The 20,462-nt window shown below is 57.0% G+C and carries 16 protein-coding genes; 9 read left to right on the forward strand and 7 right to left on the reverse strand.

Going from position 1 to position 20,462, the window contains the following annotated elements; all coding sequences use genetic code 11:
- Nucleotides 1–71 precede the first annotated feature (71 nt).
- Nucleotides 72–1,046, reverse strand: a complete 975-nt coding sequence (locus P8S54_RS05115) for a malate dehydrogenase (protein ID WP_009096474.1) — start codon at nt 1,044–1,046, stop codon at nt 72–74.
- 274 nt (nt 1,047–1,320) lie between these two features.
- Here P8S54_RS05115 and P8S54_RS05120 point away from each other — a divergent pair, with 274 nt between their 5' ends.
- Nucleotides 1,321–2,418: an efflux RND transporter periplasmic adaptor subunit gene (locus P8S54_RS05120; protein ID WP_281443500.1), complete on the forward strand. Its 1,098-nt coding sequence runs from the start codon at nt 1,321–1,323 to the stop codon at nt 2,416–2,418.
- Nucleotides 2,402–5,500 (forward strand): efflux RND transporter permease subunit, encoded by a 3,099-nt coding sequence (locus tag P8S54_RS05125; protein ID WP_281443501.1) that lies wholly within the window; start codon nt 2,402–2,404, stop codon nt 5,498–5,500. Before P8S54_RS05120 ends, P8S54_RS05125 begins: the two co-directional genes overlap by 17 nt.
- 34 nt (nt 5,501–5,534) lie before the next feature.
- Here P8S54_RS05125 and fdhF read toward each other — a convergent pair whose 3' ends face one another.
- Both fdhF and P8S54_RS05135 read right to left on the reverse strand, forming a co-directional pair.
- Complete coding sequence (gene fdhF / locus P8S54_RS05130; protein ID WP_281443502.1) at nt 5,535–8,333, reverse strand: formate dehydrogenase subunit alpha; 2,799 nt, start codon at nt 8,331–8,333, stop codon at nt 5,535–5,537.
- Nucleotides 8,330–10,063 carry an NAD(P)H-dependent oxidoreductase subunit E gene (locus P8S54_RS05135; RefSeq protein WP_281443503.1) on the reverse strand — a complete coding sequence of 578 codons (1,734 nt, stop codon included), beginning with the start codon at nt 10,061–10,063 and terminating at the stop codon, nt 8,330–8,332. Before P8S54_RS05135 ends, fdhF begins: the two co-directional genes overlap by 4 nt.
- A gap of 317 nt (nt 10,064–10,380) precedes the next feature.
- Here P8S54_RS05135 and P8S54_RS05140 point away from each other — a divergent pair, with 317 nt between their 5' ends.
- Nucleotides 10,381–11,295 carry a zinc ABC transporter substrate-binding protein gene (locus tag P8S54_RS05140; protein WP_281443504.1) on the forward strand — a complete coding sequence of 305 codons (915 nt, stop codon included), beginning with the start codon at nt 10,381–10,383 and terminating at the stop codon, nt 11,293–11,295.
- A 52-nt stretch (nt 11,296–11,347) separates the two neighbouring features.
- Here the strand turns inward: P8S54_RS05140 and P8S54_RS05145 are convergent, their stop codons facing one another.
- Complete coding sequence (locus tag P8S54_RS05145; protein ID WP_281443505.1) at nt 11,348–12,016, reverse strand: phosphoglycolate phosphatase; 669 nt, start codon at nt 12,014–12,016, stop codon at nt 11,348–11,350.
- Between the two features lie 140 nt (nt 12,017–12,156).
- Between P8S54_RS05145 and P8S54_RS05150 the strand changes: the two genes are divergently transcribed.
- Nucleotides 12,157–13,455 carry an NAD(P)/FAD-dependent oxidoreductase gene (locus P8S54_RS05150; RefSeq protein WP_281443506.1) on the forward strand — a complete coding sequence of 433 codons (1,299 nt, stop codon included), beginning with the start codon at nt 12,157–12,159 and terminating at the stop codon, nt 13,453–13,455.
- Between the two features lie 118 nt (nt 13,456–13,573).
- Here P8S54_RS05150 and rpe read toward each other — a convergent pair whose 3' ends face one another.
- Complete coding sequence (gene rpe / locus P8S54_RS05155) at nt 13,574–14,275, reverse strand: ribulose-phosphate 3-epimerase (RefSeq protein WP_281443507.1); 702 nt, start codon at nt 14,273–14,275, stop codon at nt 13,574–13,576.
- Between the two features lie 205 nt (nt 14,276–14,480).
- On the opposite strand from rpe, the gene cysP reads away from it, so the two are divergent.
- From cysP to P8S54_RS05180, 5 genes are all read left to right on the forward strand, one after another.
- Nucleotides 14,481–15,518, forward strand: a complete 1,038-nt coding sequence (gene cysP, locus P8S54_RS05160) for a thiosulfate ABC transporter substrate-binding protein CysP (protein ID WP_281443508.1) — start codon at nt 14,481–14,483, stop codon at nt 15,516–15,518.
- Nucleotides 15,519–15,527: 9 nt separating this feature from the next.
- Nucleotides 15,528–16,382: a sulfate ABC transporter permease subunit CysT gene (gene cysT / locus P8S54_RS05165; protein WP_281443509.1), complete on the forward strand. Its 855-nt coding sequence runs from the start codon at nt 15,528–15,530 to the stop codon at nt 16,380–16,382.
- Nucleotides 16,382–17,209, forward strand: a complete 828-nt coding sequence (cysW, locus tag P8S54_RS05170; RefSeq protein ID WP_281443510.1) for a sulfate ABC transporter permease subunit CysW — start codon at nt 16,382–16,384, stop codon at nt 17,207–17,209. The genes cysT and cysW overlap by 1 nt, the downstream gene beginning before the upstream one ends.
- A complete protein-coding gene (locus P8S54_RS05175) occupies nt 17,206–18,300 on the forward strand; it encodes a TOBE-like domain-containing protein (RefSeq protein WP_281443511.1) in 1,095 nt (364 codons plus the stop codon). Before cysW ends, P8S54_RS05175 begins: the two co-directional genes overlap by 4 nt.
- Before the next feature lie 129 nt (nt 18,301–18,429).
- Nucleotides 18,430–19,023, forward strand: a complete 594-nt coding sequence (locus tag P8S54_RS05180) for a YajG family lipoprotein (RefSeq protein WP_281443512.1) — start codon at nt 18,430–18,432, stop codon at nt 19,021–19,023.
- 112 nt (nt 19,024–19,135) lie between these two features.
- On the opposite strand, the gene P8S54_RS05185 is transcribed toward P8S54_RS05180, so the two are convergent.
- Complete coding sequence (locus tag P8S54_RS05185) at nt 19,136–19,768, reverse strand: thiopurine S-methyltransferase (protein WP_281443513.1); 633 nt, start codon at nt 19,766–19,768, stop codon at nt 19,136–19,138.
- A 40-nt stretch (nt 19,769–19,808) separates the two neighbouring features.
- Nucleotides 19,809–20,444, reverse strand: a complete 636-nt coding sequence (locus tag P8S54_RS05190; RefSeq protein ID WP_281443514.1) for a TIGR04211 family SH3 domain-containing protein — start codon at nt 20,442–20,444, stop codon at nt 19,809–19,811.
- Nucleotides 20,445–20,462 lie beyond the last annotated feature (18 nt).

Here is a 20,462-nt window from a genome sequence, read left to right on the forward strand (position 1 = left end):
AGCCCTGCAAACTGAGTTTGCAGGGCTTTTGCGTTTGCTAGGCGCTCATTTAAGAGCGCCAGCGGGCGTGCTTAGCCGAGCAGGTGCTCAACGGCAGCGCGCTCTTCACGCAGTTCTTTCTCGGTGGCTTGCATCTTCTCTTTGCTGAACGCGTCCAGCTCGAAACCTTGAACGATTTCGTACTTACCGCCCTGGCAGCGCACCGGATAAGAGTAGATGATGCCTGCGTCGATGCCGTAGCTGCCGTCAGACGGAATTGCCATGCTGACGATGCCGTCACAACCCAGCGCCCAATCGCGCATGTGGTCGATAGCTGAAGAAGCGGCAGACGCTGCAGATGACGCACCGCGTGCCTTAATGATCGCCGCGCCGCGCTGCTGAACGGTGGGGATAAAGTCGTTTTCGTACCAGTCGCGCTCAACCAGATCAAACGCCGCTTTGCCATCGACTTTGCACTGGGCCAGATCCGGGTACTGGGTGGCACTGTGGTTGCCCCAGATGATCATGTTTTCAACGTCGGTGACGTGCTTGCCGGTTTTCTGAGCCAACTGGGTCAACGCGCGGTTGTGATCCAGGCGCGTCATGGCGGTGAACTGACCCGCGTCCAGGTCCGGCGCGTTGCAAGAGGCAATCAGCGCGTTGGTGTTGGCCGGGTTACCGACAACTAGCACGCGCACGTCGCGGCTGGCGTGATCGTTTAGCGCTTTGCCCTGCACGGAGAAGATAGCAGCGTTGGCTTCCAGAAGGTCTTTACGCTCCATACCGGGGCCACGCGGACGGGCACCTACCAGCAGGGCGAAATCCGCATCTTTGAACGCGACGTTGGGGTCATCGGTTGCGACAACGTCTTTGACCAGCGGGAAGGCACAGTCGTTGACTTCCATCACCACGCCGTTCAGGGCGTCCATCGCCTGAGGGATTTCCAGAAGCTGAAGAATGACAGGCTGATCCGGCCCCAACATGTCGCCAGCAGCGATGCGGAAAATAAGAGAGTAGCTGATTTGGCCTGCGCCGCCGGTAATCGCAATACGTACTGGATCTTTCATCATTGCTCCTTGATGGTTTGCCGAGTGTAAGGGCTCGCCTGAGGGTGGTTCGACAGAAATTAAGACGACAAGATGGTATGCCCAGCCGGGCAAAAACTCAATCAGACATGAGGCTAGTACCCTTCCCGCCGCTGCTTGGTACTCGCTGAGAAGCTCGGGTTACGCTATGGTGTGACAGGCTGCGCGCCCCGCCTTCAGCAGGGTCTTTAATGTACAGCTTTAACGTACAGCTTAAATATACGGTTTTCTGGGCTTATACGGATATAGCAACCCCATGCGACGAATCCCCTACTCTTACGCCCTTGCCAGCTTGCTGGTTCTAGCGCTGGTAATATGGCTTGCCTTTGGCGATTTTCAGCGCTTTCAAACCGACCCACCCGAGAGCAGCAGCACGGAAAGCGAGGCGCTTCCACGGGTAGAGGTGATGGTTCAGCAAAGCACCCCTTTTGTTCCTCAGCAGATTATTCAAGGCCAATTAACCGCCCAGCGCGAAACCATCTTACGCGCTAGCGTGGCTGGCTTCGTAGCGGAAAAGCCCATTACCCAGGGGGCGACAGTGGCCCAAGGCGATACCCTGCTGGTGCTGGATAATGAAGCCCTACCCGAGCGTTTGCAGCAAGCAAGGGATGAGCTTGCCGTGGCAGAAGCTGAGTTTTCCGGGGCGCAGAACCTACGCCGCCGGGAGCTCATTTCACAGCCAGAACTGCTGCGCCTACAGAGCGCGTTAAGCGCCAGCGCTGCCCAGGTTGCCCAGTTGGAAAAACAGCTAAACGACACCCGCCCCACCGCCCCGTTTGAGGGCGTCCTTGACCGGGTACAGGTTGAACTAGGCGATTTGCTGCAGTCCGGCGAAGAGTGGGGCCGCTTAATTGACGACCGCCGTTTAACCGGAACGGCTTGGGTATCTCAACAGCAGGTTGGCGAACTCAGCGTTGGCCTACCGGTCACTGCGCGGCTGTTAAACGGGAGCGCGCTAACCGGCGAGATAACCCATATCAGTAGCCGTGCTGAAGAGGCCACCCGTACCTTTTATATCGAAGCAACCCTGGACAACCCTGACCGGCAACGTTTGGCAGGGGGCAGCGCGGAGTTCACCATTACCCTGCCGCCGCGCCATGTACATACGCTCTCCCCCGCGCTTTTTAGCCTGAACGAACAGGGCCAGTTGGCGGTTAAGCACATCGTCGATGAAAACCAGGTGGCCCAAACAGCCATTGAACTGGTGAGCGCCGATATTGAGCGCGCTTACGTGACGGGTATGCCGGATCCGCTGCAACTGATTACCCTTGGCGCTGGCTTAGTTGCCCCGGGCGATACCGTCACGCCGGTGCCTGCCAACCGCCAGGAAGGTGGTTATGCGCCAACTCATTAATGCGGCGCTTACCCATACGCGCACCACGCTACTGCTGCTCGCTGGGTTACTGCTAGCGGGCATGGCTGCCTGGCAAACCATTCCTAAGGAAGCAAACCCCGACGTCACTATCCCCATTGTTTACGTTTCGCTCTCTCTGGAAGGGGTTAGCCCCGAAGATGGGGAGCGGCTTTTAATTCGCCCCATGGAGCAGGAGCTGCGGGGGATCGAAGGGCTACGCAAATTTACCGCACAGTCCAGCGAAGGCCATGCCGCGGTAACCCTTGAGTTTGACCCAGGCTTCAACCCGAATACAGCCCTCTCTGATGTACGCGAACGCGTGGATATTGCCCGCAGCAGCTTGCCCGCTGAAGCCGAAGAGCCGCGGGTAATGGAAGTGAATGTCTCCGAATTCCCTGTGCTTACCATTGGCCTTTCCGGGCAGTTAGATACCCGCGAGCGTATTACGATTGCCCGGCGCCTCAAAGAAGAGATTGAGGGCATCGCCAATGTGTTGGAAGTGGATATTGCCGGGGAGCGGGAAGACCTGCTGGAAATCGTCGTTGATCCACTGGTGCTAGAGAGCTATGGCATTGATTTTGACGCGCTGTTTAATCAGGTATCGCGCAACAACCGCCTCGTCGCCGCCGGCAGCCTGGACACTGGCGCTGGGCGTTTAGCGCTGAAGGTACCGGGCATTATTGAATCCCTAGATGATGTGATGCAGATGCCGGTGAAAGTAGAAGGCGACCAAGTGGTCACCTTCGGCGATGTGGCTTGGATTCACCCCACCTATAAAGAGGCCGAAGGCTTTGCCCGTATTGACGGCGAGCCCGCGGTGGTGCTGGAAATTTCCAAGCGCGCCGGGGCCAATATCATCGCCACTATCGATGCCGTAAGGGAACGCTTTGCCCAGGCAGGCGACCTGCTACCGGAACAGCTCAGCGTTACCACTATTTTGGATGAATCGGTCACGGTGCAGAACATGCTCTCCGAGCTGTTAAACAACGTACTGACCGCCGTCGTGCTGGTGCTGATTGTGGTCGTGGCGGTGATGGGCTGGCGCATGGCACTGCTGGTGGGTTTAACTATTCCGGGGGCATTTTTAACCGGCATTCTACTGGTGTGGGCCTTTGGCTTTACACTCAACATTGTGGTGCTGTTCGCGTTGATCTTAGTGGCTGGCATGCTGGTGGATGGCGCCATTGTGGTGAGTGAACTGGCCGACCGCCATTTACATGAAGGGCAGTCGCCCCATCAAGCGTGGCTGAACGCAGCGTCGCGGATGAGTTGGCCGGTCATTGCCTCTACGGCAACGACGTTGGCGGTGTTTGTACCGCTGCTGTTTTGGCCAGGAATGGTGGGGCAGTTTATGAAGTACCTGCCCGCCACGGTGATCTTATGCTTGCTGGCATCCCTGGCCATGGCGCTTATATTTCTACCTACGCTTGGGCGGCTGGTGACCCGCTCTGCCAAACCGGCTTCTGAGGCCCTCGCTTCAAGTGAAGAAGCCACCCACGAGGGAACCGCCAACCCCGAAAGCACAGCCCTTGGGCGCCACTACCGCAGCCTGTTAGCGCGGCTGCTGCAACACCCTAGCTGGGTACTGCTGTTCGCCCTGCTACTGATCGCCCTGCTCTACACCGGCTACGCACGCTTTAATCACGGGGTGGATTTCTTTCCCAACGTGGAACCAGACAGCGCCCAGGTATTAGTGCGCGCCCGGGGTGACTTTTCGGCTTTGGAAGCCGATGCCATCCTGCAGCGCGTGGAAAACCGCCTGGGTGGCATGAGCGAAGTAGAAGCGCTTTATGCCCGTTCATTTGCAGTACCTGACCAGCAGATGGGCAGTGATGTGGTGGGCGTGCTGCAGTTTCAGTTTGTGGACTGGTACCAGCGCCGCCCCGCACAAGCGATATTAGACGATATGGCCGAGCGCACCCGGGATATTCCTGGCATAACAATGGAGTTCCAGGAGCAGGAGATGGGCCCCGGTGGCGGCAAACCCATTGTGCTAGAGATAAGCGCCACCGACCCGGACGTTGCCGATGCGGGGGTTAATCAACTCGTGGGGCTTATGCGTGAGCTGGGCGGGTTCACCGACATTCAGGACAACCGCAGCCTTCCGGGGGTGGAGTGGCGGGTGAACGTTGATCGTGAAGCCGCCGCCCGCATGGGCACCGACATTACGACCATTGGCAGTGCGGTACAGCTGCTGACCACGGGACTGCAGGTGGCTAGCTACCGTCCGCCTACGGTGAGCGATGAAGTGGATATTCGCGTTCGCCTGCCCGAGTCCTGGCGATCGCTGGATCAACTTGAGCGGTTAACTATTAATACCCAGCGCGGCCAAGTGCCTATCTCTCACTTTGTAACGCTGACCCCGGCACCCAAAGTTGGCACGCTGAACCGCATTGATGGGCGTCGGGCGATTACCCTTGAGGCAGACTTAGCCCCCGGCTACCTAGCCGACGAGCGCTTACGGGCGCTGCTTTCAGCGGGCGAAGGCCAACTGCCCGATGGCTTGATGGTGAATGTGGCAGGCGAGCAGGAAGACCAGCAAGAGGCGATGCAGTTTTTGATTAGCGCCTTTTTGATTGCCATTGGCCTCATGGCGCTGATCTTAGTCACTCAGTTCAATAGCTACTACCAAGCGGCACTGGTGCTCTCTGCCATTGTGTTCTCAACGGCAGGGGTACTCATGGGCCTCCTGATTACCGGCCAAGCTTTTGGCATTGTAATGGTAGGCATGGGGGTTATTGCCCTGGCAGGCATTGTGGTAAACAACAATATTGTCTTGATTGATACCTACAACGAGCTGCGGGGCAATGGCATGATGCCCGCAGAGGCGGCGCTGGAAGCGGGCTGTTTGCGACTGCGCCCAGTATTGCTGACGGCGATTACCACGGTACTGGGGCTAATGCCCATGGTGTTGGGCATTAACGTGAATCTGTTTGCCCCAGCCCTTGGCTTTAACGCCCCTTCCGCCCAATGGTGGACCCAGATGTCAAGCGCCATCGCCGGTGGCCTAACCTTCGCCACCGGGCTTACGCTCCTGCTAACGCCATGTATGCTGGTCATTGGCGGAAAGCTTAGGCGCTAGCCCAGCGCGCTCCTCAATGAGCAGCTTCGATCACTTAGGCCGGATTTAGCCGACAGGCAGCATACTTGAACTCGGGTATTTTACCGTAAGGGTCAAGGGCCGGGTTGGTAAGCAGATTAGCCGCCGCTTCAGCATAGGCAAACGGCACAAATACCATGCCATCGGGAATTTTTGGGTCCATGCGGGCGGTTAGCGTAATCGTGCCTCGTCGTGTCGTGATCGTCAGCTTTTCACCGGGGGAGACCCCTAACCGATAAAGCTCGCCGGGAGAAAGGCTGGCTACCGCTTCTGGCTCTAGCGCATCCAGCGCCTGGCTGCGCCGGGTCATAGAGCCAGTGTGCCAGTGCTCCAACTGCCGGCCGGTGGTGAGCACTGTGGGGTACTCGTCATCCACTGGCTCATCCGGCGGCAGCGGGCGCGTGGGGGCGAATTTTGCCAGCCCGCCAGCGCGCGGAAAGGCATCTCTAAACACCACATCCTGGCCCGGCGCATCCTCCGCCGGGCAGGGATACGTCACCGAACCCTCCCGTGCAAGCCGCTCCCAGCTAATGTGATTTAGCGATGTCATGCCCTGCTGCATCTCCGCGAACACCTCTTTAGGGTGAGCGTAGTGCCAGCCGAGCCCAAAGCGGTTGGCGATTTCTTGAATAATCCAACCGTCAGGCTTGGCATCTCCCGGCAAGGGCAGCGCTACACGACCTAGCTGCACCTGGCGGTTAGTGTTCGTCACGGTGCCCTCTTTTTCCGGCCAGGCGGAGGCAGGCAGAATCACATCAGCGAACTGGGCGGTTTCGGTGACGAACAGGTCCTGTACCACTAAATGCTCAAGCATACCCAATGCAGCCCGGGCGTGGGTCAGATCCGGGTCAGACATGGCGGGGTTTTCCCCCAAAATATACATACCACGCACGCTGCCTGCATGGATGGCATCCATCACTTCAACGACGGTTAGCCCCGGCTCATCGCTCAGCGGCGTGTTCCAGAGCTCCTCAAAAGCGCCTCGCAATTGGCTATCACCCACCGGTTGATAGTCCGGCAGCACCATGGGAATTAGCCCCGCATCCGAGGCGCCCTGGACATTGTTCTGCCCGCGCAGTGGGTGAAGGCCAGTGCCCGGGCGCCCCGTGTGGCCGCAGGCCAGCGCCAAAGAGATCAAGCAGCGGGCGTTATCAGTGCCGTGGGTATGCTGGGAGATACCCATGCCCCAGAAAATCATCGCTTTATCGGCATTGGCATAACGGCGTGCCACGTCGCGAAGGGTATCAGGTGCTACGCCGCACAGCGCGCTCATGGTCTCAGGTGTGCTGTGTGCCACGCTATTTTTAAGCGCCTCAAAACCTTCGGTATGGGCAGCGATGAACGCTTCGTCATACAGCTCTTCGGCAATAATCACATGCAAGAGCGCATTAAACAGCGAAACATCGGCGCCCGGCGTAAAGCGCACGCTTAGGCTGGCGTAAGCATCTAATGCCTGCCCGCGAGGGTCGAGGATAATAATCTCGGTGCCGCGTTTGGCCGCCTGCTTAAAGAAGGTGGCCGCCACCGGGTGATTCACCGCCGGGTTACAGCCAGTGAGAATCACTACGTCCGCATCAAGCGCCTGCATAAACGAGGCGGTAACCGCCCCAGAACCCAAGCACTCCATCAGCGCGGCCACGGAGCTGGCATGGCATAGCCGCGTGCAGTGGTCGACGTTATTGCTGCCAAAGCCGGTACGCACCAACTTTTGGAACAACCAAGCCTCCTCATTAGAGCACTTGGCACTGCCAAAGCCCGCTAACGCTGTTGGGCCGTGGGCGGTTTTGATGTTGATCAACCCGCCTGCTGCCGCGTCTAGCGCCTCCTCCCAGCTAGCTTCGCGGAAGTGGCTCAATGGATGGTTGGAGTCAAAGTTCGGGTCGAGGGTTTTGGGTATACCGGGTTTGCGCAGCAGTGGCTTGGTGAGCCGCGCTGGATGGCTGACATAATCAAATCCAAAGCGCCCTTTCACGCATAAGCGGCCTTGGTTGGCAGGGCCGTTGCGCCCCTCCACGTAAGCCAGGGAATCATGATTTATATGATAGGTAAGCTGACAGCCCACACCGCAGTAGGGGCAAACGGAATCCACCTGGCGCTGACTGCTCGTATCACCGCGCCCAGTCGCATCCACCAGCGTGGCGGGCATGAGTGCGCCAGTAGGACACGCCTGTACGCACTCGCCACAACCCACGCAGGTGCTGTCGCCCATGGGGTCGCTAAAATCAAAAACGACAGCGGTGGCTGCGCCGCGCTGCGCCAAACCAATCACGTCATTACTCTGCACTTCGCGGCAAGCCCGTACGCATAGGTTGCAGGTAATGCATGCCTCCAGATTAACGTGCATGGCCGGGTGGCTGGTATCCGGCTGCGCAATGGTAGGCGCGACCGCCGCATGGCTAACCGATGAGTGACGACGTGGCGGTAGCCAAGCTTTTACAGCATTTTCATTAACCGCCAGCTGGTCAGCCATGGCCCAAAAGTGGCTGGAGCGGTCGGGGCTTTCCGCTCGGCTGGGCTGGTCGGCCATCAGCAGTTCCAGCACGGTTTCCCGGGCTTGCACGGCGCGAGTAGAGCTTGCGCTACGCACCACCATACCGGGAGCCGCTTCACGTATGCAGCTGGCGGCCAGGGCGCGCTCGCCGTCGACTTCTACCATACAGGCTCGGCAGTTACCGTCGGAACGGTAGCCGGGCGCTTCTTTAAAGCACAGGTGGGGGATGGTTTCTCCGCTGCGCTTGGCCACCTGCCATAGGGTTTCACCGGGGTAAGCCGTTACCACATGGCCATCCAGGGTTAACGTAAAGGGGGCGGTCATGGCGTACTCCCTCTAGCAGCATCGCTGACGATAATCTGCTGCTGGCTAAGCTCGGCTCGAAAATCTTTAAGAAGTCCCAGCACCGGGTTGGGTGCCGCCTGCCCCAGCCCGCAAATTGAGGCGTCTTGCATCACTTGGGCCAAGCGGGTAAGCGCCTGAACATCCCAGTGGGGACTCTCCAGCAAGGTGAGCATTTTTTCGGTGCCCACTCGGCAAGGCGTACACTGTCCACAAGACTCATCGGCGAAAAAGGCCAGCAGGTTGGTCGCCACGGCCTGCAGGTTATCGTGATCGGAAAGCACCACAATCGCCGCCGAGCCTATAAAACAGCCATGTTCATGTAGCGTATCGAAATCCAGCGGAATATCCGCCTTACTGGCGGGAAGAATACCGCCCGACGCGCCACCAGGCAGGTAGGCAGCCAGGGTGTGGCCCTCCACCATGCCCCCGCAGTACTCTTCAAGGAGCTCACCCAAGGTAATACCCGCGGGCGCTAGGTAAACGCCAGGCTTTTTTACCCGGCCGGATACGGAAAAACTGCGTAACCCGCTTCTATCATTGCGCCCCTGCTCAGCAAACCACGCGGCGCCCTTTTTCCAAATACGTGGAATCCAGTACACCGTTTCGACGTTATTAACCAACGTGGGGCGGCCAAACAGCCCCTGCTGGGCAACGTAAGGGGGCCTATGGCGAGGCTTGCCGGGTTTGCCCTCAAGGGATTCAATCAGCGCCGACTCTTCACCACAGATATAGGCCCCTGCACCTCGGCGCAACACGATAAACCCTGGCACCACTAGCTCAGCTTTTTCCAGCTCATTAATTGCTTCGTTTAAAACCCGGTGAAGCCCCGGGTACTCGTCGCGCAGGTAAATATAGAGCTGCTCGGCCTCAATGGCCCAGGCGCTGACCAACGCCCCTTCCAAAAACTGATGCGGAGATTTTTCCAGGTAGTAGCGGTCTTTGAAGGTGCCGGGCTCGCCCTCATCAGCGTTAATCACGCAGTAACGCGGGCCCGGCTCTTGGTGCACGAAATGCCACTTCTTAAAGGTGGGAAAGCCTGCCCCGCCCAGCCCGCGTAGCATCGAGCGCTCAAGCAATGTCATAAGCGCCTCAACCGTCACCTGACCACTACGGCACTGGCTAAGTAGCTCAAAGCCACCGGCTTGGCGGTAAGCCTGCAACCGCTGCCAAACAATCGCTTCCGGGTGAAAATGGCCGGTGTCCACCACCGCTTCAACGCCGTCTGCAGTGGCATACCGCACATGGTGATGCCCTACTTCCACCACCGGCGCGCTGTCGCAGCGGCCCATACAGGGGGCACGAACCACCCGAACAGAGGCTGGGTCGACCCGAGCTTCCAAGGCGTGGTGCAGCTTATTTGCCCCCGCTAACTGACAGGAGAGCGAATCGCACACGCGAATAGTAGTGTCCGGTGGAGGCGCCTGGTGGTCGTGAACCACGTCAAAGTGAGCATAAAAGGTCGCGGTTTCGTACACCGCGGCCATGGGCAGGTTCATATAGGTCGCTAATGCGCGCAGCTCAACCACTGATAAATAGCCATGGGCATCTTGAATCGCGTGTAGGTGCTCAATCAGCAGATCGCGGCGTTTGAGTGCGGGGGTGGTGCGCTCATCACCCAGCAGGTCGCGTAGCGCTGCTAAGGCTATGGGGGCAACCTCGCGCCCTTGAGGGTAACCACGACGACGGCGATTAGGAGTATGAGACGGCATGGCACGCTATCCAAAGAGACTATTAAAAAACGGTGTACAAGCGCTTGATAGCCCATAAAGGGTTACGCTATCAAAAAAAAGTAATTCAACTAGCTTTTACAGCGAAACGTTTGCAACGAGCGGCCACTTGGCGGGTCGTAGTGTTGCGCAACAATGTTTTAAGCATAGAGGTTAACCCACGTTAGCGAAACCAAGGCGTTAGCCTGATGCAATGCGGCACGCTGCCAAACAGCGCCTGGATGCAATGTTACTGGCAACGTTTGTGGGTAATCTTTATTATCTGCTGTCTTTTTAATAGGTTAGGTTAGGAGCGTGACATGGATAAACGAGCACCCTGGATAATCACGCTCTTATTAGTAGCCGTTCTGAACGCGCCGCAGGCGTTTGGCGCTAACTCCTTCAAGATAATTACTTCATTTAGCGTGATCGAAGACCTCGTGAAGCGGGTAGCGGGCAGCGATATCACGATTACCAACCTTGTGCCAACGGGGAAAGATGTCCACCGCTGGGAGCTAACGCCCCCCAATGTGCTGGCCATTGAAGAAGCAGATATTATGTTTTACAACGGTTTTGGCTTAGAGCCTTGGATGCGCCACGTGGAAGCGATGGCTCGAGACAGCCTTACCCTGATCGCCCTTGCCGAAAATGCCGACTATGAGCCGCTGCCTATTTCAACAGGGCAGTTTAAAGGCAACCCTGACCCCCATATGTGGATGGACCCTAAAGGGGCCGCCGCTTATATCGACGTGATCGCGCAAACCCTAATCGAGCACTACCCCGAGAAAGCCGAAGCCTTTAACACCCGAGCCACAGAGGCCCATGAGGCGCTAGCAAAGCTGGATCGAACACTATTAGAGCGCCTACAAGGCATACCTCAAACCAATCGCCTGTTGGTGACCAGTGAGGCAGGCATGAGCTATTTTGCGCGCGCCTATGAGTTTGAGTACGCCGCTATTTGGGGTGTAAACCATGAAACCCTTGGCAGCGCCGAGGCAATGGCGTCAATGAGCATGCGTTTGGCGGAAAAACGCCCACAGGCACTGTTTTATGAAAGCACGGTGCCGTGTATTCATATGGACGCCCTTGCCCGGGAGGTCAACGTAAGCCTTAAAGGCCCGCTTTATGTGGATACATTGGGGGCAAGCGATAGCCCTGCCTATAACTACCCCGCTATGCTGCGCCATAACGTGGAGCAGCTTCACGAAGGCTTAGGCGGGGCCCGTGCCGACTAGTCAGCACCCTACTATTATTAGCAAACCGCGGACACGTAATAGCTAACGCGGATTACTCTGTTAGTACCCGCAATGAGTTAATCAACAGGTCAGGCTGGCTCTGCTCTATGGGCTCACCGTGGTTATAGCCGTAGGGCAACGCCACGGTGGTAAAGCCCGCGGCTTTGCCTGCCGCTATATCGTGACGGGAGTCCCCCACCATCACGCTGGCTGAAGGGGGAATATCCAGCGCTTGTGCGGCGTGCAAAAGCGGCGCCGGGCTGGGCTTTTTCTCGGCCAGCGAATCGCCGCCCAGACAAAGAGTAAACAATGGCAGCAGTTCGAAGTGGCTTAAGATTGGCGCAATAAAACGTTCGGGTTTATTAGTGATTAACACCAGCGCATAGCCCTTTTGGTGCAAAGCATTAAGTGTCGGCTGCACCCCTGGATACAGCTGAGTCAGCGCATTGGGGGCTGCACTGTAGTGGCGCATAAACGCGTCATACGCGTTGGCCTGCAAGGCTTGCCCTGGCGCCTGTTCAACCGCCCAGGTTAGCGCTCGCTCCACCAATACCGGCGCGCCGTTACCCACCCAGTCGCGCACGTGCTCTTCGCTAGGTGCTGCTAGGCCAACCTCATTCAGCGCTTTTTGTACGGCGACCGCTAAATCTGGCACGGAATCAATTAACGTGCCGTCTAAATCAAATGCAATTAACCGCTTTCCTTGCAAAATAGTGTGCACGCTGCTGCTCTCCTATAGGGCGCAATGAAGCCCTGCTGACTCAACGTAATATCCATTTCTTTTACTATCTTATCGTTTTTGCACATCGTAAGGCAGGCTAGAAGGTTCTATGCTGAGGCTATATTAGCAAGGAGAGCATAATGGCCATTCCACGAATTGTGATCGTTGGCGGCGGGGCGGGCGGGTTGGCTCTTGCCACACGCCTTGGACAGACGCTAGGCAAACAAAAGCGCGCGGAGATCGTACTGTTGGATCGCAACGCCACCCATGTATGGAAGCCGCTTTTACATGAACTGGCCACCGGAGCGCTTAACTCCAGCATGGATGAGGTAGATTACCGAGGGCACTCCTCCGCCCACCATTACCGCTACCAGCGCGGCTCATTGGATGGTCTTGATCGCGAGAAAAAAGTCATTCACCTGTCGCCCATTTTGGATGAAAACGGTGAGGAAGTACTGCCCGCCCGGGAGCTTACCTACGACTATCTCGTGCTAGCACTCGGCAGCGTTTCAAACGATTTTGGCACCGAAGGTGTTGCAGAACACTGCCACTTTATGGACTCGCCCCAGCAGGCCAAGGCGTTTCAGCACCACATGATTAACACCTTTTTACGCTATACCGACCCCTCGCTACGCCAACATACCCAATTAACCATTGGTATCGTGGGGGGCGGCGCTACCGGCGTAGAGCTTTCCGCCGAACTGTTAGACGCCTCGCGCCTGCTCAACGCCTACGGCGTTACCGCACTTGATCACCAGAATATCAGCGTGCATTTGATCGAAGGCGCCCCTCGCCTGTTGCCCGCCCTTTCCGAGCGCATTGGTCTCACTGTTCAGCAAGAGCTGGAGAGCATGGGAGTTCACGTGCATGTGAACACCACTATTAAGCAGGCGCAGCAGTACCAGCTAATCACGGGTGATGGGGACGTTATCGAAACCGACCTAAACGTGTGGGCGGCAGGGATTAAAGCGCCCCCTTTTTTAGCAGAGATTGGCTTGACGGCTAATAAGAAGAATCAAATCCAGGTTGCGCAAACGCTACAAAGTGTTGATGACCCGCATATCTTTGCCATGGGCGATTGCGCCAGCTGCCCACAAGGGGAGGACAGCACCGTTCCGCCCCGCGCCCAGGCAGCCCACCAGCAAGCCAAGCTGCTGGCTAAAAATCTAGTGAATGCGCTGGAGAGCAAGCCCCTAAAACCGTTTATGTACCGCGACCACGGCTCGCTGGTGTCACTGGCTCGCTATGACGCAGTCGGCAACTTAATGCGCAGCTCCGCTTCTCGCGGACTGTTTCTAGAGGGCTGGCTGGCGCGGCAAGCCTACGCTTCGCTCTACCGGATGCACCAGCTCTCTATTCATGGCGCACCTAAAACCGGGCTTGCCTGGCTAGTCGATAAGCTAAACCGCTACCTGAAACCACGCATGAAACTGCACTAAACCGCGCTTTAAGCCCTGTATCTTTTCATCCGGTACCTTTCCATCCGGTACTGTTTAACCCTGTACTTTGTTAACCCTGTACTTTGTTAACCCAGTACTTTGCCAACCCAGCACTTTGTTAACCCGGCACCTTGGCCAGTTCGTTACGCAGCTGCTGAATAACACTGTCGTAACCGTAGGGGTCACTTGCTTGATGGGCACTAAAAATGGCCGAGCCTGCGACAAAGGTATCGGCACCGGCGGCGGCGATATCGGCAATGTTATCTACCTTGACGCCACCGTCGATCTCTAGGCGGATCGGTCGGCCAGAGGCATCAATACGTGCCCGCGCTTCACGCAGCTTATCCAGCGTACCAGGGATAAATGACTGGCCACCGAACCCTGGGTTAACACTCATCAGCAGCACCATGTCGATTTTGTCCATCACGTAATCAAGGTACGAAAGCGGGGTCGCTGGATTAAACACCAGCCCCGCTTTGCAACCGCCGTCACGGATCAGTTGCAGCGACCGGTCGATATGCTCGGAAGCCTCTGGGTGAAACGTGATGTAGTTCGCCCCGGCCTCGATAAAGTCGCCAATCATACGGTCAACCGGCTTCACCATTAGATGTACATCAATGGGCGCAGTAACGCCGTGCTGCCGCAGCGCTTTGCACACCATGGGGCCAATGGTCAGGTTGGGCACGTAGTGGTTGTCCATCACGTCGAAGTGAACAATATCAGCACCGGAGGCCAACACGTTATCAACCTCCTCGCCAAGCCGCGCAAAATTAGCGGAGAGAATCGAAGGGGCAATCAGAAAATCGTGCGCAGCGGACATAATGCGTTCCTTGGTTACCAGGGGAAGTAGGCGCACATCTTACCAGAGCCATCCACGAAGCCCCATCTTGCTGAGCGGGCAGGCTGCACGAAGCCATACACTCATATTCTTAAAAAGAATATAAAACACAATTGTAATTCCACAATCACAGGTATAACCTTAGTGCCATTGCGACAAGATCGCCCCCGAATGTAAGGAGCTTGCTATGCCTTTGCCAACGTTTTCACGCCCCCTTTTCCGCCGCAGTCTGCTGTCGATTGCGCTGGGTGCAACAGTTGCCAGCGCCGCTTTATCCAGCACGGCGGCGGCTCAAGAGCGCGAGCTACTGAACTCCTCCTACGATATCGCCCGTGAACTTTTCAGCGCTATCAACCCCGAGTTCCAAGCGTGGTGGCAAGAAGAGCACGGTGAAGAGATTGATATTAACCAATCCCACGGTGGCTCTTCCGCCCAAGCGCGCGCCATCCTGCAGGGCCTGCGTGCAGATGTCGTCACCTTTAACCAGGTAACAGATGTTCAAGTGCTCGCTGATGCTGGTTTAGTCGCAGATGATTGGCAGGAAGCGTTTGAAAACAACGCCTCTCCTTACTACTCCACCACCGCGTTTTTGGTACGTAAAGACAACCCCAAAGGCATCGAAAGCTGGGATGATTTGGTTAAAGAAGACATTCAAATGGTCTTCCCTAACCCTAAAACCTCCGGTAACGGCCGCTACACCTACTTAGCCGCTTGGGGCTTTGCTGAAAACGAATTTGATGGCGATGAAGAGCAAATCCACGACTTTATGCGCACCTTCCTGCGCAACGTAGCGGTCTTTGATACCGGCGGTCGCGGCGCTACCACCAGCTTCATCGAGCGTGGTATCGGTGATGTCCTGATCAGCTTCGAGTCGGAAGTGAACAACATCCGTAGTGAATACGGCAGCGACGATTACGAAGTTATCGTGCCGCCGGTCAGCGTCTTGGCCGAGTTCCCAATCGCAGTGGTTGGCCCTAACGCAGAACGCAACGGCAATAGTGACTTGGCCCAGAGCTACCTTGAGTATCTGTACAGCGAAGATGCCCAGCGCCAGTTAGCAGGCTTTAACTATCGGGTTCATAACGAAACCGTGGTGGCAGAATTTGCCGACCAATTCCCTGAAACCGAGCTGTTTGAAGTTGAGGACGTGTTCGGTAGCTGGGAAGAAGCGATGGAAAACCACTTTGCCGGTGGTGCCCTACTTGACCAACTGCAGCGTCGTTAACGGTACCCCATGCGCCAATTAGCACTATGGCGGCCCGGCAGCACACGCGTGCTGCCGGGCTTTGGCCTTTCAATGGGTATCAGCGTGATGTTTATCTCGCTGGTACTGTTACTTCCGATCACGGGCCTTTTTGGCCAGTTGGCGGGGCTTAGCCTTGCTGAGTATTGGGCGATTATTACCGAAGGCCGCGTGGTGGCCAGCTACATGGTTACCATCGGCGCGGCCGCCGTCGCCGCACTGGTTAACGCGGTATTTGGCCTGCTGCTGGCCTGGGTACTGGTGCGCTATGAGTTCCCCGGTAAGCGTCTATTAGACGCCTTAATGGATTTACCCTTTGCGCTGCCCACGGCCGTGGCGGGTATCACCCTTGCCACGCTATATGCGGGCAGTGGCTGGATGGGCCAACTACTAGAGCCATTAGGCTTTCAAGTGGCTTATACCTGGGTAGGTATCGCCCTGGCCATGGCGTTTACCAGCATTCCTTTTGTGGTGCGCACTGTTCAGCCAGTGCTTGAAGACCTGCCTGCCGAGGTGGACGAAGCCGCTATGTCCCTGGGTGCAACCGACGGCGTAGCGTTTCGCCGGGTGATCATGCCGCACCTTTGGCCTGCGCTGGTCACCGGCACAGGGCTTGCCTTTGTACGCTCGCTGGGCGAGTTCGGGGCGATTATCTTTATCGCCGGTAATATGCCCTACGAAACGGAAATTACCGCGCTGATGATTTTCGTCAAGCTACAAGAGTATGACTACGCCGGTGCCTCTGCGATTGCCTCGGTGGTACTGATGGTATCGCTTGCCCTGCTGCTGGCGATCAACATTTGGCAAGGCCGCTTCGTGCGCCGCTTGCATGGAGGAAAAGGCTAATGCGCAGAATTGGTGATGCGCCCTCTGTGCGGCGCCTATTGATTGGCGCGGCGCTGATTCTCGCCGCGCTGTTTTTGTTGCTGCCGCTGGTGGCTATTTTTGCCCAAGCATTTTCCCAGGGCGTGATGGTGTTTTGGGCCAACGTAAGCAATACATTCACCTTGCATGCCATCGGCTTAACGCTGGTAATCGCGCTACTGACGATTCCTGTGTGCCTGGTTTTTGGTGTGGCGCTTGCGTGGCTGGTAACCCGCTTTAGCTTTCCTGGTCGGCGCATCTTGCAAACGCTGATTGATATTCCATTTGCCGTTTCACCAGTGGTCGCCGGGCTTATTTATCTGCTGCTCTATGGGCGCAATGGCTGGATTGGTAGCTGGTTAGATACCTATGACATCCAGCTGATGTTTGCCTGGCCCGGCATCCTCATGGTGACAATTTTCGTTACCTGCCCCTTTGTTGCGCGCGAGCTTATTCCGCTGATGCAGGCCCAAGGTTCGAAAGAAGAAGAAGCTGCGGTGACCCTCGGTGCTGGCGGCTGGACCACCTTCCGGCGTGTCACGCTCCCCAATATTCGCTGGGCGCTGCTGTACGGAATCATTCTCACCAACGCCCGAGCGGTGGGTGAATTTGGTGCCGTATCGGTGGTCGCAGGGGCTATTCGCGGGAAAACCAACACGTTGCCGCTGCATCTAGAGCAGCTTTATCAGGATTACAACACAGTGGGCGCGTTTGCCAGCGCCGCACTGCTGGCCCTTATTGCCCTGTTAACCCTTGCGGCCAAGGCAGGCCTGGAATGGCGCGCATCGCGCCGGGAGGCTTTCTTATGAGTATTCGCTTAGAGAATATTGCCAAGCACTTTGCCAATACCCAGGCACTGGAGCCCATCAACCTCGATATCCACGAAGGTGAGCTGGTGGGCTTGCTCGGCCCCTCTGGCTCAGGAAAAACTACCCTGCTGCGCATTATTGCCGGGCTTGAGAGTGCGGATCGCTCGCCTACGCCGGGTAAAATCATCTTTGGTGATCGCGATGTGACCCATGTCCACGTGCGCGACCGCCGGATTGGCTTTGTCTTCCAGCACTACGCGCTATTTCGCCATATGAGCGTGTACGACAACGTGGCGTTTGGCTTAACCGTCATGCCTAGAAAGCGGCGCCCTTCTAGCGGTGAAATTCGTGCGCGGGTGTTTAGACTCTTGGAAATGGTTCAGCTGCAAAATTTGGCTAACCGCCTGCCCGCTCAACTCTCAGGCGGCCAGCAACAGCGCGTATCGCTGGCTCGCGCCCTGGCCGTTGAGCCGGATGTGCTGCTGCTGGACGAACCGTTTGGGGCGCTGGATGCCAAAGTACGCCAGGATCTGCGCCGCTGGCTGCGCCGCCTCCACGAAGAGTTAAACTTCACCAGCGTGTTTGTCACCCACGACCAAGAAGAAGCATTAGAGCTATCAGACCGCGTTGTGGTGATGAGCAACGGCCGCATCGAGCAGATTGACACGCCGGACACGCTCTATCGCTCACCGAAAAACCGCTTTGTGTTTGAGTTTCTGGGCGATGTAAACCACCTAGAAGGCCGCGTGCGCGACGGCGTACTTACCTGCGGCGACGCCCACTTAAACGTTGACCTACCCGATGGCGATGAAGAGCTGCTGCTACGCCCCCATGAGGTGCGCCTTTCGGAGCAGCCTAGTTCAGAGGGCCACTTGCCGGTGACGGTTACTGCTATTTCCCCGGTAGGGGCAGAAGTGCGTGTTGAACTGGAAGCCGACTGGCTGGCTAAACCGTGGCTTGCCACCGTGCGCCATGCGGATTTCGAGCGGCTAGAGATGCGTCGCGGGCAACGTCTGTTTGCCCACCCCCGCCAGTGGCATCGATTTAAAGAGGACGTACCCACGTCCGAGAAGCAAACGCGGGCGGCATAAACCGTTATACTGGCGTGGTTTTGCGTTTAAAGATGCGCCAACGTGTTGTCGGCCAAGCTTTTTTTGCATATTGTGGCTTTACGCCCTAACGGGCGATAACTATTCATCACGGTGACTGCGGAGAACCCTATGCGTCGGCGCCACTTTTTACGCTTTTCTGGGGCACTACTGGCCGGTATTTTACTAGCAGGCTGTGCCAGCCCTCAATATCTTCAGCTTAGCCCCGAACGCAGTGCTAACGTGCCACAAACGGGCTCCGGACAGCAGGTGACCGTTATTGCGGCCGATGCGCGAAGCAGTGAGGTTATTGGCACTCGCTCGGGTGGCACGATGTCCACCGCGCAGATTACCGTCAATAGCCATGAGCTGATACCGCGTTTGCAGGCAGAAGCCGAGCGCGCTGTACGCGATATGGGGTTCAACCCAACCCGTGAAGCCGCACAAGGACGCCCGACGCTGAAGCTCGAGCTTGCCAGCCTAAACTACGTCCGCGGCGATAGCGGCCAGCCGCTGGTGGATGAAGCACGCATTGAAGGGGTATTCCGGGCCATCGCCGAAAATAAAGGCTCCACCTATACAGGCACTTATACGTCCCGTCGCACCCAGGGCTATGCCATCAAACCCGGCGAAGACGCTAATACGCGTATGTTAAATGACCTGCTAAGCGATGGTTTGAACCGCGCGTTCAGCGACCCAGAGCTGGGCCGCCTGCTTGCTCGCTGAATCTTGCTAGCAACAGCGATTCACAATACCGACTCGTAAAAGCCGGTTAGCAGAAAATACGATAGCTCTCGTTAGAACGGCTTTAGTCAGAACGCTACCGGGCGCGGACACACTAAACGTGTGGACCGCGCCTTTTTAATGCCCATACGCTTTCACTGCACCCTCGCTCGTCGGCCTCACCGTTTTCTAACAGCTCGACCTGAAAGTTAGGCGCCAGCAAGCGTTCAACTTCTCTGCTGGGAACGCTAAAGGGCGGCCCAGCCTCCTGATCCCCGTGGGATAAGCTGACGAGCAGACCTTGAGCCCCAGGCGGAACTAGCTGAGCTAAATGAAATGCATAGCGCTCGCGGGTGGCCGGTGGCAAAGCAATCAGCGAGGCGCGGTCGTAAAACGCCCCCACTTCCGCCGCCTGCTTGATATGCAGATGAAAGAAATCTCCGCACCACAGCTCAACGCTACCCTGACGAGACACATCAAAGCCTGCCTGGGTATAGCGGGAGACTCCGGCGCTCCGCTGGGCAAAAAACTGCTCAATTGCTTCCGGCGCCAGCTCAATACCCAGCACCGGATGCCCCTGTTCAGCCAACCAGCGCATATCTAGACTTTTGCCACATAGCGGCACCAGCACTTTGGCGCCGGGCGTTACCCCTAGCGTTGACCAATAGCGAGCCAACGCCGGATGAGTGTCGGATAAGTGAAAGCCGATACGCCCCTCTTGCCAGCGCTGTAGCCATGGGTTTTCCATCGCTATACCCTCGTTCAAAGCCCTCGTTTAAGGCGCTCGTTTAAAACCAGCGGTCGCGCTTTTTACGACGGCGAGGCAAATGGGGAACAATCAACCCCACCAGCAGGCCAGCGCCCGCCACACCACCGCCGTACATGAAGTAGCGCATTAGCAGGTCTTCTTCCTGGGTATCCAAACGCGCCTGGAGTGCCCGCACCTGCTGGCGAGACTGTTCTGCTGCGCTATCAAGCTCGCGGTTGCGTGCTTCTAGCTCGGCAATACGCTGCTCACGCACTTCCAGGGTTTCCCGCATGGAGCTAACCCGCTGCTCCCAGGTAGCGTTGATACCGTCCAGCTCTTCGGTCAGCTCACCCACTTGGCTCTCAAGCACCGGCAGCTGTTCACGGGCGCTGGGGGTTTGCTGTAACTCGCTGCTTAACACCCACACCGTATCACCGCTGCTACTGCGCACGCGGGTGTAATTACCGCTGGTTTCAAGCGTTTCTACCTGCTCACCAGCATTCAGCGTTCCCACGATGCGGTAACCATCAGTAGGGCCGCTGCGTACATAGGTGTTTAACTCATCGCTGACCCAGGCCTGACTATCAGACTGGGCAAACGCTGAGGTGCCGCTAACGCTTAACAACACACCTACGGCAGCGGCATAACAACTCAAACGAAATTTTTCTACTGGCATGACGTCATGTCCTGATCG

Source organism: Halomonas sp. M1 (genome assembly GCF_029581375.1).
GTDB lineage: Bacteria > Pseudomonadota > Gammaproteobacteria > Pseudomonadales > Halomonadaceae > Vreelandella.